Source organism: Faecalibacterium sp. IP-3-29 (genome assembly GCF_023347335.1).
Lineage (GTDB): Bacteria > Bacillota > Clostridia > Oscillospirales > Ruminococcaceae > Faecalibacterium > Faecalibacterium duncaniae.
Window position 1 is genome coordinate 1,932,538 of the sequence record NZ_CP094471.1, and the last position, 12,907, is coordinate 1,945,444.

Sequence of the window (12,907 nt, forward strand, 5' to 3'; positions counted from 1 at the left end):
TCCATTTTATTCAATTGAATTTGTTTCCAAATACCTGTCAAAATCGCTCTGGTACAGCCGATCCTGCACCACACGGTACTTTTCAAACTCCGTTTCGGCGTGCATCTTTGCAAGCTGTGCCGAGATTTTGCCTGCGTCCTTCAGCACTTCCAGATCATCTGCCTGCAAATAGATGTCCAGCCGCTTGGCCCAGTCCTCCATGGTCATGGGGATATGACGACGGGCACGGTTCTCGGCAAGGTCGAGGTATGCCGAAACGATCAGCTCCATGGACTTCATTTCATCTTCGGTCAGGTAGTTTTTCGCCACCGAAACATCGCTCTTTTTGATTTTGCCGTTGGGAGCATCCTTCCATGTGTGAAGCCCCATGTGCGGCTTTTCAGCATCGGCACGCTCATAGATCAGTTCTGCCGCCGTATGGCGATGCACGGCATAGTGCATCTTATTCTGCACCTTCGCAAAGAACTCTTTTGTGGTCAGCGCATTGCGGTCATAATCCATCGAAGTAGCGTAAATATCGGTAAGTTTCTGGTAGAAGTTGCGCTCCGAAATGCGAATTTCCCGGATACGCTCCAACTGCTCTTCAAAGTATTTCTTGGTCAGGACTGTGCCGCCGTTTTTCAGGCGCTCCTCATCCATTGCCCACCCCTTGATGGTGTACTGCTCCACGATCTGGTTCGCCCAGACACGGAACCGCACCGCCCGCTGGTTGTTCACCTTGAAGCCAACCGCAATAATTGCCTGTAAGTTATAGTGGTTCGTGTTGTACTTTTTTCCGTCCGTAGCAGTTATTAAGTATTTCTTAATAACTGCTTCTTCCTGCAATTCCCCATCCTCAAAAATCTTTTTCAGGTGCTGGTTTATCGCCGCGACAGATACATCGTAAAGGGTCGCCATCATCTTTTGCGTCAGCCAGATGTTTTCATCCTCGTAGCGCATCTCGATGCTGTCCCTGTCCTCCCCTGTGGAGGCAACAAAGGTCAAATATTCAGCCGCAGAAGAACGTATCAATGCAGAATCTTTCTTTTCGTTTTCCATTTCAGCCCTCGATTTCTGCCACGATCTGGTCAATGGCGGCCCGCAGTTCGTTTTCTCGTGCTACGATTTGCGCAATTTCAGCGTTCAGCTTCACAATGTCGATCTTCTCGCGGGTGTCCTTGGCCTCCACATAAGTGGAAACCGACAGGTTATAGTCATTTTCCTGCACCTCGGAATACTCCGCCAGATGGGAGAAGTGTGCTTTTTCTGCCCGCTGTGCAAAGGTGTCCACAATCTTGTTGATGTTCTCCTGGGTGAGTTTGTTGTTATTGGTCACCTTGACGCACTCGGAAGAAGCATCAATGAACAGCATCTTATTATCTGTTTTGCCCTTTTTCAGCACCATGATGCAGGTGGCAATACTGGTACCAAAGAACAGGTTGCTCGGCAACTGGATGATGCAGTCAATGAAGTTGTTGTCCACCAGATACTTGCGGATCTTCTGCTCTGCGCCGCCACGGTACATGATGCCGGGAAAGCAGACGATTGCAGCCGTACCGTTGGAAGCCAGCCATGCCAGCGAGTGCATGATAAACGCTAAGTCCGCTTTGCTCTTCGGAGCCAGCACACCAGCCGGAGCAAAACGCGGGTCATTGATGAGCAGCGGATTCTCGTCACCGGCCCACTTGATGGAGTACGGCGGATTCGATACGATCAGCTCAAAGGGTTCATCATCCCAGTGCTGCGGATTTGTCAGCGTATCCTCACAGGCAATGTCGAATTTGTCAAACTCAATGTCGTGCAGGAACATATTGATACGGCACAGGTTATACGTTGTGATGTTGATTTCTTGCCCAAAGAAGCCATTGCGCACAGCGTCCCGTCCCAGCACCTTTTCTGCCTTCAGTAGCAACGAGCCAGAGCCGCAGGCCGGGTCATATACCTTGTTGATTTCCTTCTTGCCTACCGTACCCAGCCGGGTCAGCAGCTCCGAAACATCGGCAGGCGTAAAGAACTCGCCGCCGGACTTGCCCGCATTGCTGGCGTACATGGTCATCAGGTATTCGTAGGCATCGCCAAAAGCATCAATGTCATGCTCTTTCACATCTCCAAGGTTCATATCTGCTACGCCGTTCAGCAGCTTCACGAGCTTTTCATTGCGTTTGGCAACGGTCGCGCCCAGCTTGTTGCTGTTCACATCGTAATCATCAAACAGCCCTGCAAACTGTCCCTCAGAGGAGCTGCCCTTTGCGGATTCCTCAATGTGCCGGAAGACTGTTTCCAGCGTTTCGTTGAGGTTTTCATCGCTGGCCGCTTTTGCTCGTACATTGCAGAACAACTCACTGGGCAGAATGAAGAACCCTTTTTCCTGTACCAGCCCTTCCCGTGCCTGCTCTGCCTCTGCATCAGGCATATCCTCATAGCGGAAGTCCGGGTTGCCTGCATCAATTTCGCCCTGATTGATATAGCTGGCAATGTTCTCCGAAATATAACGGTAGAACATCGTACCGAGAACGTAGCTCTTGAAATCCCATCCGTCCACTGCGCCGCGCAGATCATCAGCAATCGCCCAGATTGCACGGTGCAGTTCTTCGCGTTCCTGCTCTTTTTTGGTGTCTACCATTTTTATTTCCTCCATCAAATGCGGATTTCCGCATTGTTTTCTTTCATTTTAACATAGTAAATGTACCACTATTGGTACATCATGGTGTTTTTTCTGAAAAGGATATACTTTCCCTTTATACTATCCTAGTAAAGCGTACCACAGCTTTTCCGTGATTGCAAGCCGATAAAAATTTCTATTGCATTTTTCAGCGAGATAGTGTACACTTTTTTCAATCTTGTCCACTATCTGCATCTCAGACGGTGTTTCGTATCAGTAAGCATCTACGGTTTTGGAGGGAAACAAATGAAAGCGAAAAAGACCAAACTGCCCGAAAATCTGTATCATTACACCAGCCTCATCAAGTATCGGATGATTCTTGCAACTGGGAAACTGCTTCTGACACCTTCCAATCTGAAATATGACAACGCCACGCTCCATGACGAACCACTCTTTTTTAATGGGCAGAAAATTGGTTATAAATCCGTTGACAAATATGAAAACTATCACCCTGTCGTCTGGCTGACTGCCAATGACCATGCTGGTGCCAAAAATACCGGCCTGTCCAACGACAAAATCATGTGCCGCATTACCATCAGGACCAATGGTAAAATCTGGCGGTATCTGCCTTGGCGCACTTTCTGCGACAAGTACAACGCTGACCGCAGCGTTGCCTCAACCCTCAAACAAACCGCTAATGACTACCTGAACTGGTATGTCTGTGAATCTGAGATTCCAGTTGCGGACTTTGCAATGGTCGAGTTTCTGGCTGAAGATGGCACCTACAAAGACGAGAAAGACATTCCCGGATTTGCTCTGACGGATATTGCCCCGGAACTTTTTGAGTAAAGAGTAAAATATCACTTATATGTACAGCCCCCGCCAACATTCGCTGGCGGGGGCTGCTATACTTACAGCTCTACGTTGTTCTGCCTGTTCTTCTTCTGGCTTCTATCCGCAGTCTGCTCCCGCTCCCTCATAAGTCCAATGACCTGCTGCATCTTTTCGGCACCGAAATAGTTCCATACTCGCCTGAAATCACGTTTCATCGCATAGAGCTGAGAGTTTTCAGCCTCCACCTCTTTCAGCCGCTGGCTTAGATGATGGGTAGCCTTCTTCTCGTCCTGATAGAAGTGCAGATACTTATCCCTCTCATCCTTGACCTCCCAGTACTTCCGATGGAGGGCAAAGAGTACCTTCACCAACTTCTGGATCAGCGGCATGGCCTTCTTCTCCCGATAGCTCTTGGCGGTCTCAAATGTGGCTGCTTCTGGCACCCATTCTTCTGGCCGCTGGGAGTATTGCGCTGACAGGTTTTCCAAACCTTCCATAATGGGAGCCAGCTTGTTCAGCTTCTGGCTCTGCTTCTGGTAGGTCTGCTCCACTTTCTGCATCCGCTGCTCGGCAGCGTCTACGGCTGTCTGCGCTGTTTCCAGCTGCTCCTGCATCTCGATCAGGTCGGTCTGGCACTCCTGCTTGGCAGCTTCCAGAGCCGCTACCTCTTTACTACGCTCCTGCTTTTTGAAGTCCAGCACAGACAGGTGCTCTTCGTGGGTGCCTTTCTGTTCCCACTCGATGCCATGCCTCTCCATCACGGCAGCAAGCTGCTCTTTCTCGGCGTTGATCCACTGGTTCAGCTCGGATTCCAGTTTAGAACCGCCTGCAAAGCCCAAGGCTTTCAGCGCCTGCTTCAGGGACACCTTGGTGTCCAGTCCTTTGCCCTTCCAGCCGGACACATACGGCACGAAGTCGATGTGCAGATGGGGCGTAGCTTCGTCCATGTGGAGGAAAGCCCCGAACACCCGCAGTGTCGGGTTCCGCTCTTGGAAGCCCTGCATATACTCGTCCAGCAGTTCCTTTGCCAGTGCGCCATTCTCGGTCAGGACACCCATATCATCTTTGTTGCCGATCTGGACGATCAGCTCATGGAAAAGCTTTTCCTGCTTGCCTGTCCGCAGGTGCTCATAGTAGTCGGTGATACAGCGGTCCTTGCGCTTCTGCTTGGCGTTGTAGCGGTTCACTGCCTCGTCAAACAGTTCGTGGTACACCTTCTGAATCGGTTCATCCCGGTACATAACATTCAGGCTGCTGCGCTCCGGGTCTACGTTTTCAGCGATGAAACTTCTCCGGTTATGGTTGAGGGAGCCGGGACCCCGCATTGCGGAAATGGTTCTTTTCAATCGCACGTCCTTTCTCTGTGGAAGTAACTGGTGCCGGACACGGCAAAGGCTTTGTTACTTTCGTCGAAAGTAACGCAAAAGCACTTTTGACAGACGTTCCGTCCATCAAAAGATGCCTTTGCGCCCTGCCGGGGGCTTCCGTCTGCGGACGGGGTTTCGCTGTACCTCGCCGCTGCCCGGTCCAACACCACCTTCCTGCGTGATTGCATTCACAGGAGCGTGACACGCTCCTGTACTTTGCCAATAGAGGGACTCACCAGCGGAAGCTTTCTGGCACGCCTCGTCTGTCCAGATACTCCTGCCGAGCCTGCTCCCGCTGTTCCTCGGTGGGTGCTGTCTTGTACTGGGCATACAGCTCATGCCGCAGCATCGCATCCAATTTTTGCTCCAGACCCTGCTCAATGACCTCTTCGTACTCATTTTCGCCGCTCAAATGATAATGCAGCAAGGCGACGAAAAGTTCCTGTGAAATCTGCACATTTTTCATCATTATCACCATTCCGTGTCGGTTGTGTCGATTGTGACGGTATTTTACATAGTAGCAAAAATACCGTCACAACCGTCACGAATCGTCACGCCCCCAGAATTTTCCAGCGTTAATTTGACCACTCTGCCCTCATGGGTGCGCTTGCTTTCGTACCGAATTCCATAATCGTTGTAGAGCCTGTCGGCACTCACGTTCAGCTTCCGGGTCAAGATGTTTGCCTGTATGCTCACACCAGACAGACGTTCCAGCAGCTCCGTGGGCGTACCGCTCCACTCTGGCTGTTCCGGGCTGAGCATCTTTGCCACCGCTTCCAGAAGCGGGTCGGGCGGCAGCTTCCAAAGTTCCGTTTCGGCTCCTTGGAACTTCCACACGCAGCGTTCCCGGTCAAACTCCAATGTCAGCTCCTGATCCGGCTGGTCACGCCCCACGATGTCCAGTAGTGCGGTGTTGTCCGTGCGCCGCTTCTTCTGCATGATGAACGCGCCATCCGCTGCACCCAACAGACCGTTGGTGCCGGAGATCATATCAAAGCTGTCCTCGGCTTCCATCTTCCGGGTGTGATGAACCACCAGCAGGCAGATGCCGTACCTGTCGCTGAAAGTTTTCAGTTTGGTCACGATCTCGTAGTCGCTGGCGTAGCTGTATCGGTCACCGCCGATCTCCCGCACCTTCTGCAGGGTGTCGATGATGATGAGCCGTACATCCGGGTGCTCCCGGATGAATCCTTCCAACTGCTGGTCAAGTCCCTCGCTCACGGACTTAGCTTGCGTTGCGAAGTAGAGATTGTTGGTCTCCTCTACCCCGAACATCCGGGAGAGTCGCCGCTGCAGCCGGGCGTAATCGTCCTCCAATGCCAGGTAGAGGACGGTGCCCTGATGCACCTCGTACTCCCACAGCGGAAGCCCCATCGCCACATGGTAGGCAAGCTGCCCCATGAAGAAGGACTTACCCACCTTGGGCGCACCTACGAAGAGGTAGGTGCCACTGTACAGCAAGTCGTTCACGATGGGTTTCCGAGGTGGATACACCGTGTCGTACAGCTCAGTCATTGATATCGTGTTCAGCCCGAAATTGTTTGACTTTTTCGCGGCTTGCAGATTGATTTGCTTGTCCGAATTTGTTATAATATTGGTGTTGATTTTTGAGGACGACTGTACCGCATCTGCGCCAACAGATGCACCCGGTACGGTCGTTTTTCTATTGTCCGTCATTCGCATTCCTCCTTAAGTCCATTCAACGTCAGAGCCACCATTTGCAGGGTCTCCAGCAAGTCCGGCGGAACTTCTTCATCCACGGCCAGCCGCTGCAATTCCTGATAGATCAGCCTCATCTGGTCTCGCAAGGCTTTGTAGACCCTTGGGTTGCCTACCACGGTGACCTCCCGGTCGGTCAGGCGGCGGATGATATACTCCTGTTTGGTCAGCCCGGAGAGCTTTACTTTGGCTTCCAGAACCTCGTCCTCTTCCGGGGACATTCGGAAGGCTACCACCTTGTTCCGCCAGCGGCCTTGCTGGTCGAGTACTCGTTCCATTTTCATCCCTCCTTTCGCTCCATGTTCAGCTTCTGTGCCATCTCCTGCTGCTTTGAGGGGAAGAGATGGGCGTACTTATAGGTGATGTCCACGCTCTCATGCCCCACCCGGTCTGCGATTGCCAGCGCCGAGAAGCCCATCTCGATCAGCAGCGATACATGGGAGTGCCGCAGGTCGTGGATTCGGATGCGCTTCACCCCGGCTTCCTTGGCTCCCCTGTCCATCTCGTGGTGCAGATAGCTCTTGGTCACCTCAAAGATCCGCTGGTCTGGCTGGACTTTGTAGAGGGATTTCAGATAGTCTCTGATCTCGTCCGTCAGAAACTGCGGCATCTGGATGACCCGGACGCTCTTGGGTGTTTTCGGGTCGGTGATCACATCCCGGCCTTTCAGCCTTTGATAGGATTTGGTGATGGAGAGCAGCCCCTTGTCCAAGTCGAAGTCTGCCGGAGTCAGAGCCAGCAGCTCGCCCTCCCGGATGCCACACCAGTAGAGGACCTCAAAAGCGTAATAGGATTGCGGCTTGTCCATCATGACCTCTGCGAATTTGAGGTACTCTTCCTTTGTCCAGAAAAGCATTTCCTTGTGCTTTTCTGACCCCATGCACCCGGCTGTGGCTGCTGCGTTTGATTTCAGTCCGTAGAACCGGACGGCGTGATTCAGAATGGCACTGAGTTGTCCATGCAGCGTCTTGAGGTAGGTCGGCGAGTAGGCCTTGCCGTTTTTGTCCCGGTAGTTCAGCATCTCGTTCTGCCACGCGATCACATCCCGCGGCTTGATCTCGCCGAGCCGCTTTTCCTTGAAATACGGTAAGATTTTCGTTCGGATGATATGCTCCTTGGTAAACCATGTGTTTTCCCGGAGTCGCTTCTTTTTGTCAGTGATATAAATTTCCACAAAGGCTTCAAATGTCATGGTCAGGTCTGCCGCCTGTTGAAGAAGGAACTCCCGCTCCCACGCCAGAGCATCCTTCTTGGTGGCAAATCCCCGTTTCAGCTTCTTCTGCTTCACACCTTGCCAGTTCTCGAAATAGAAGGAAGCGTACCATGTGCCCTGCCTGTTGTCCTTGTAGGCTGGCATCCTATCACTCCTCCCCTGCCCCGTAGATTTTCTCCTGATAGTACCTCCTGCTTACCCGGCCTCCCACGGTCGTGTAGCCCTTGGCTCTCAGTTCCTCGTTCCACTGGGCAATCATTTTGTACGCCAGACCCTGCGAGATGTCCAACTCCTTTGCCAGCTCGTCTGCCTTGATAAAAATGCTGTTTGCCATTTTTTGTCCTTTCCTTGTCGGTTTCATTTCGGTGCCGCTTCATCCTCGCTGACTTCCGGCAGGCATATCCCCTTTGCGGTGCTGTGCCGTCCCCTTGTGGAGCGCTCGCTTCCTTTCGGAAGGTCTTGGCGGTTTGGATCAGTTTGGCGGTCATTCAATTTTACTAAGCATTTTTGCTTATCTTTTTGTGCTCTCATTATACTAAACACATTCCGTTAAGTCAAGAGATTTTCAGGTAAAATCTTAAACTTTTTTGTTTATTTTCTATTGCACCTCCTATTTTTCTGTGCTATACTAGGTTCAACAAATATGTTTAAGTCAGGAGGCAATCGCATGGCAGTCGGTGACCGCATCAAACGTGCCCGCAACCTCCGAGGTATGACCCAGAAAGAACTGGGCATTACCATCGGGTTTGAGGAGAAAAGCGCAGACATCCGCATCGCACAATACGAAAGCAACACCCGCACTCCTAAAGAAGAGTTGCTCCGCAAGATTGCGGAGGTGCTGGACGTGAACTACCGTTCCCTCTATGAGCCGACCCTGTACGCCGCAGAGGATGTGATGTACACTCTGTTCGAGCTGGACGAGCACTATCCCGGCACCCGGCTCTATGAGGTCACAGACACCACCGACCCGGATCTCCCGGAAAAGCACATGGCAGTCAGCTTCCGCTATCGCCTGCTGGATGATTTCCTGAAGGAGTGGCAGCTCCGTAAGAAGCAGCTCCGGGAGGGCGAGATCACCAAGGAAGAGTATCTGGAATGGAAGCTCAACTGGCCACAGACCGCCGACGGCTGCGGCCGGTACGAGCCGAAGAAAAAGTGGCGTAAAGAATAAAAGACACAAAAATGCCCTCTGAAAAACTTACCGTTTCTCAGAGGGCATTTTCATGTCTCTCTTTATGAATAATCGTCTGATAGTATCAAAGCAGTATCAGAGCACCTTTTGGTTCTCAAAATATCGCATTGTATCAATACTTTTCAGATTCTGCAGATTACTCGAGCTCGATGGTGGCAGGCGGCTTACCGGTGCAATCGTAGAACACACGGTTGACGTGCTTGACCTCATTGACGATGCGGCTGGTCACAGTGCCCAGAACATCCCAGGGCACATTGTAGCTCTCAGCCGTCATAAAGTCGGTGGTGGTCACGGCACGCAGGGCCACAGCATAGTCATAGGTACGCTCGTCACCCATCACGCCGACGCTGCGCATATTGGTCAGAGCGGCGTAATACTGGTTGATCTCCTTATCCAGACCCGCCTTGGCGATCTCCTCACGCCAGATCGCGTCTGCATCCTGCACGATGGCAACCTTTTCGGGGGTCACCTCACCGATGATGCGGATGCCCAGACCGGGGCCGGGGAACGGCTGACGGCTGACCAGATACTCAGGCAGGCCCAGTTCGCGGCCAACCTGACGCACCTCATCCTTAAACAGGTTGCGCAGGGGCTCCACCAGCTCCTTGAAGTCCACGGTATCGGGCAGGCCGCCGACATTGTGGTGGCTCTTGATGACGGTGGATTCGCCGCCCAGGCCGCTCTCCACAACGTCGGGATAGATGGTGCCCTGTGCCAGGAAATCCACCTTGCCGATCTGCTTTGCCTGCTCCTCAAAGACGCGGATGAACTCCTCGCCGATGATCTTGCGCTTGCGCTCGGGCTCAGTAACACCGGCCAGCTTGCTGAAATAGCGGTCACGGGCATCCACACAGATGAAGTTGATATCAAAGCCGTTGGCATTGCCCGGGCCAAAGACAGAGCAGACCTCTTCCTTTTCGTTCTTGCGGAGCAGACCATGATCCACAAACACGCAGGTCAGCTGCTTTCCGATAGCCTTTGCCAGCATTGCAGCCAGCACAGAGGAATCCACGCCGCCGGACAGGGCGCACAGCACCTTGCCGTCGCCAATGCGCTCCCGCAGAGCCTTGACATTGTTCTCCACGAAGGAGTCCATCTTCCAGTCACCGGAGCAGCCACAGACGTTATACACGAAGTTGCGGAGCATCTTCTTGCCCTCAGCGGTGTGGAGCACTTCCGGGTGGAACTGAACAGCGTACAGGCCCTTCTCGGCGTTCTCTGCAGCAGCCACAGGGCAGTTCACAGTGTGTGCGGTGATCTTGAAGCCGGGGGCTGCCTGCTCGATGTAGTCATTGTGGCTCATCCAGCAGATGGTGGAGGGCTGAACATCCTCGAACATCTTGCTGCTGTTGTCCACAAAGACCTCGGTCTTGCCGTACTCACGCTCAGGGGCGCGGCAGACATGACCGCCCAGCAGGTGCATCATCAGCTGGCTGCCGTAGCAGATTCCCAGCACAGGGATGCCCCAGTTGAAGATCTCGGGGTCGATGGTGGGCGAATCTTCCAGATAGACGCTGTTGGGGCCGCCGGTGAAGATGATGCCCTTGGGGTTCTTCGCCTTGATGACCGACAGGTCAGTTTTGTAGGAATAGATTTCACAGTAGACATTGTTCTCGCGGACACGGCGCGCGATCAGCTGATTGTACTGGCCGCCAAAGTCCAGCACGATGACAGTTTCATGCTGCATGATGTTCTCCTCCCTTTTCTATCCAATGGAATTTTACAGATAGATATAGTATAGCACATCTCACAACGAAAATCGACAGTCTTTGTGAACTTTCCCGATTTTATTTTACGCGAACAGGATGCCGCAGCACCGTTTTCAATTTTTCCGGTGCTGTCCGGCGCGGATCGCTGAGGTAAATTTCGTGGTGACGGCGGTGCCCGGTGAAATCAGTCTCATAGCCCTGTTCCCGCGCAAAAGCATCCATCTGCTCCAGCGTCTCCGGTTCGGCATCATAAGAACCAACATGCATACACTGCACACAAAGTCCTTCATCATAGTGGAGGAACTGCACTTTGGAGAAATCCTTCTTCTTTTTTGCAGTCGCTTCCTGAACGGCCCAATCGAACACTTCCCGGGTCACGAAATCCGGCAGGCGGATCATACTTGTCCACTCAAAGCATTCTTTGTGGGCGTAGTCCACACCGTCCACCCCCTCTTGATGCCACAAACCCTCCAACGGTGGGACAACATATTCAAAGTAACCGTCGATCTTATGGCTTCCCTTGTAGCTCATCTTGATGGTAAAGGCAATGCCATACAGCAACTCCATTGCCGCCTGATATTCCCCACCTGGTTCATTGGGGTCTCCCCTGCCCTGTACAGACACAAAATTCATCGGCGGAACAGTTACAATACCCGGCTTCCTGGGTGGAAGATAAAACTCCTTGTACTCCTTCTTATAGTCAAACGCCATAGTGCCGTCCTCCATTCTTCGACATCTTGTTTCTTTAATGTCAGCATATCATAACAACCTTTATTTGTAAAGCACTTTTTGGCAAAAACAAAAATCCCCTGCCATCTCGGGCAGAGGATCTGTTAGCGCAAAAAGAGCCTTCCCACTCTCCGGAATGGGAAGGCTCTTTGTAAGTTTAACCTTTTGCCTTAGAACAGGCGCAGAGGGTCAAAATCACTCAATGATCTTGCCAACAACGCCGGAACCAACGGTACGGCCACCCTCACGGATAGCGAAACGCAGGCCCTCTTCCATAGCAACGGGGGTCAGCAGCTCAACGTGCATCTGAACGTTATCGCCGGGCATGCACATCTCGGTGCCTTCGGGCAGGGTGATGATGCCGGTCACGTCAGTGGTACGGAAGTAGAACTGAGGACGATAGTTAGAGAAGAAGGGGGTGTGACGGCCGCCTTCGTCCTTGGTCAGAACGTAGACCTGAGACTCGAAGACCTTGTGGGGATGGACAGTGCCGGGCTTAGCCAGAACCTGGCCACGCTCGATCTGGGTACGGTCAACACCACGCAGCAGAGCGCCGATGTTATCGCCAGCCTCAGCGAAGTCCAGAGACTTACGGAACATCTCCAGGCCGGTGATGGTGGTGCTCAGACGATCGGGCTTAATGCCAACAATCTCCATTGCATCGCCAACCTTAGCAATGCCACGCTCAACACGACCGGTAGCAACAGTACCACGGCCGGAAATGGTCATGACATCCTCGATGGGCATCAGGAAGGGCTTGTCTTCCTCACGATCGGGGTTGGGGATATAGCTGTCAACAGCGTCCATCAGCTCCTTGATGCAAGCATACTCGGGTGCATCAGGATCCTTGGAGGTGGACTCCAGAGCCTTCAGAGCGGAGCCACGGATGATGGGGGTGTCGTCGCCGGGGAAGTCATACTCGCTCAGCAGCTCACGGATCTCCATCTCGACCAGATCCAGCAGCTCTTCGTCGTCGACCATATCGCACTTGTTCATAAAGACAACGATATAGGGCACGCCGACCTGACGAGCCAGCAGGATGTGCTCACGGGTCTGGGGCATGGGACCATCGGTAGCAGCAACGACCAGGATAGCGCCGTCCATCTGAGCAGCACCGGTGATCATGTTCTTAACGTAGTCAGCATGGCCCGGGCAGTCAACGTGAGCGTAGTGACGAGCATCGGTCTGGTACTCGACGTGAGCGGAGTTGATCGTAATACCACGAGCGCGCTCCTCGGGAGCCTTATCGATGTTGGCATAGTCCATGAAGTCTGCGTCGCCCTTCAGTGCCAGATACTTGGTGATAGCGGCGGTCAGAGTGGTCTTGCCGTGGTCAACGTGACCGATGGTGCCGATGTTAACATGCGGCTTAGAACGGTCAAATTTTGCCTTTTCAGCCATTGGAATATCCTCCCTTAATCGGATTGAATTTGGTTACAACAGTCCTGCAAACACAGAATTGCATTGCAAAACTATTCTACTAAATTTGTCCTGTAAAATCAAGTGCTTTTACAGGAAATTTTGCCGGAGCTACACTACCCCGGCAAAATTTTACTTTGTTTC

General features: G+C 52.6%; 13 protein-coding genes. 2 read left to right on the plus strand and 11 right to left on the minus strand.

The window, feature by feature from the left end; genetic code table 11:
• Positions 1-6 precede the first annotated feature (6 nt).
• Together MTP40_RS09260 and MTP40_RS09265 are read right to left on the minus strand one after the other, a co-directional pair.
• Positions 7-1,038 carry a virulence RhuM family protein gene (locus tag MTP40_RS09260; protein WP_249259227.1) on the minus strand — a complete coding sequence of 344 codons (1,032 nt, stop codon included), beginning with the start codon at positions 1,036-1,038 and terminating at the stop codon, positions 7-9.
• A gap of 1 nt (position 1,039) precedes the next feature.
• On the minus strand, positions 1,040-2,602 hold the full coding sequence (locus tag MTP40_RS09265) for a type I restriction-modification system subunit M (RefSeq protein WP_158394857.1): 1,563 nt from the start codon (positions 2,600-2,602) through the stop codon (positions 1,040-1,042).
• A 285-nt stretch (positions 2,603-2,887) separates the two neighbouring features.
• On the opposite strand from MTP40_RS09265, the gene MTP40_RS09270 reads away from it, so the two are divergent.
• Positions 2,888-3,430: a hypothetical protein gene (locus MTP40_RS09270; protein ID WP_217296352.1), complete on the plus strand. Its 543-nt coding sequence runs from the start codon at positions 2,888-2,890 to the stop codon at positions 3,428-3,430.
• A gap of 62 nt (positions 3,431-3,492) precedes the next feature.
• Here MTP40_RS09270 and MTP40_RS09275 read toward each other — a convergent pair whose 3' ends face one another.
• From MTP40_RS09275 to MTP40_RS09300, 6 genes are all read right to left on the minus strand, one after another.
• Entirely contained in the window at positions 3,493-4,761 is a 1,269-nt protein-coding gene (locus MTP40_RS09275; RefSeq protein ID WP_371316233.1) for a plasmid recombination protein, read from the minus strand.
• 253 nt (positions 4,762-5,014) lie between these two features.
• Positions 5,015-5,248, minus strand: a complete 234-nt coding sequence (locus tag MTP40_RS09280; protein WP_097778380.1) for a complexin-2 — start codon at positions 5,246-5,248, stop codon at positions 5,015-5,017.
• Between the two features lie 44 nt (positions 5,249-5,292).
• On the minus strand, positions 5,293-6,459 hold the full coding sequence (locus MTP40_RS09285; RefSeq protein ID WP_249259228.1) for an AAA family ATPase: 1,167 nt from the start codon (positions 6,457-6,459) through the stop codon (positions 5,293-5,295).
• The gene (locus MTP40_RS09290) at positions 6,456-6,785 is read right to left on the minus strand and encodes a plasmid mobilization protein (protein ID WP_249259229.1); all 330 of its coding nucleotides are present in this window, start codon (positions 6,783-6,785) and stop codon (positions 6,456-6,458) included. The genes MTP40_RS09285 and MTP40_RS09290 overlap by 4 nt, the downstream gene beginning before the upstream one ends.
• Positions 6,782-7,858 carry a site-specific integrase gene (locus tag MTP40_RS09295; RefSeq protein WP_249259230.1) on the minus strand — a complete coding sequence of 359 codons (1,077 nt, stop codon included), beginning with the start codon at positions 7,856-7,858 and terminating at the stop codon, positions 6,782-6,784. Before MTP40_RS09295 ends, MTP40_RS09290 begins: the two co-directional genes overlap by 4 nt.
• Before the next feature lie 4 nt (positions 7,859-7,862).
• The gene (locus MTP40_RS09300; RefSeq protein WP_015538532.1) at positions 7,863-8,048 is read right to left on the minus strand and encodes a hypothetical protein; all 186 of its coding nucleotides are present in this window, start codon (positions 8,046-8,048) and stop codon (positions 7,863-7,865) included.
• A 333-nt stretch (positions 8,049-8,381) separates the two neighbouring features.
• On the opposite strand from MTP40_RS09300, the gene MTP40_RS09305 reads away from it, so the two are divergent.
• On the plus strand, positions 8,382-8,885 hold the full coding sequence (locus tag MTP40_RS09305) for a helix-turn-helix domain-containing protein (RefSeq protein ID WP_249259231.1): 504 nt from the start codon (positions 8,382-8,384) through the stop codon (positions 8,883-8,885).
• A 157-nt stretch (positions 8,886-9,042) separates the two neighbouring features.
• Here the strand turns inward: MTP40_RS09305 and guaA are convergent, their stop codons facing one another.
• From guaA to tuf, 3 genes are all read right to left on the minus strand, one after another.
• Positions 9,043-10,593 (minus strand): glutamine-hydrolyzing GMP synthase, encoded by a 1,551-nt coding sequence (gene guaA, locus MTP40_RS09310; protein ID WP_097773655.1) that lies wholly within the window; start codon positions 10,591-10,593, stop codon positions 9,043-9,045.
• Between the two features lie 100 nt (positions 10,594-10,693).
• Positions 10,694-11,326 (minus strand): GyrI-like domain-containing protein, encoded by a 633-nt coding sequence (locus MTP40_RS09315; RefSeq protein WP_035393594.1) that lies wholly within the window; start codon positions 11,324-11,326, stop codon positions 10,694-10,696.
• 213 nt (positions 11,327-11,539) lie between these two features.
• On the minus strand, positions 11,540-12,745 hold the full coding sequence (gene tuf / locus MTP40_RS09320; RefSeq protein WP_005930548.1) for an elongation factor Tu: 1,206 nt from the start codon (positions 12,743-12,745) through the stop codon (positions 11,540-11,542).
• Between the last annotated feature and the right edge of the window lie 162 nt (positions 12,746-12,907).

Bases quoted from the DNA above. Each gene is read 5' to 3' on its own strand.
- MTP40_RS09305 (WP_249259231.1), top strand. From the start codon at position 8,382: ATGGCAGTCGGTGACCGCATCAAACGTGCCCGCAACCTCCGAGGTATG.
- MTP40_RS09280 (WP_097778380.1), bottom strand. From the start codon at position 5,248: ATGAAAAATGTGCAGATTTCACAGGAACTTTTCGTCGCCTTGCTGCAT.
- MTP40_RS09265 (WP_158394857.1), bottom strand. From the start codon at position 2,602: ATGGTAGACACCAAAAAAGAGCAGGAACGCGAAGAACTGCACCGTGCA.
- MTP40_RS09295 (WP_249259230.1), bottom strand. From the start codon at position 7,858: ATGCCAGCCTACAAGGACAACAGGCAGGGCACATGGTACGCTTCCTTC.
- MTP40_RS09300 (WP_015538532.1), bottom strand. From the start codon at position 8,048: ATGGCAAACAGCATTTTTATCAAGGCAGACGAGCTGGCAAAGGAGTTG.
- tuf (WP_005930548.1), bottom strand. From the start codon at position 12,745: ATGGCTGAAAAGGCAAAATTTGACCGTTCTAAGCCGCATGTTAACATC.
- MTP40_RS09260 (WP_249259227.1), bottom strand. From the start codon at position 1,038: ATGGAAAACGAAAAGAAAGATTCTGCATTGATACGTTCTTCTGCGGCT.
- MTP40_RS09285 (WP_249259228.1), bottom strand. From the start codon at position 6,459: ATGACGGACAATAGAAAAACGACCGTACCGGGTGCATCTGTTGGCGCA.
- guaA (WP_097773655.1), bottom strand. From the start codon at position 10,593: ATGCAGCATGAAACTGTCATCGTGCTGGACTTTGGCGGCCAGTACAAT.
- MTP40_RS09315 (WP_035393594.1), bottom strand. From the start codon at position 11,326: ATGGCGTTTGACTATAAGAAGGAGTACAAGGAGTTTTATCTTCCACCC.
- MTP40_RS09270 (WP_217296352.1), top strand. From the start codon at position 2,888: ATGAAAGCGAAAAAGACCAAACTGCCCGAAAATCTGTATCATTACACC.
- MTP40_RS09290 (WP_249259229.1), bottom strand. From the start codon at position 6,785: ATGAAAATGGAACGAGTACTCGACCAGCAAGGCCGCTGGCGGAACAAG.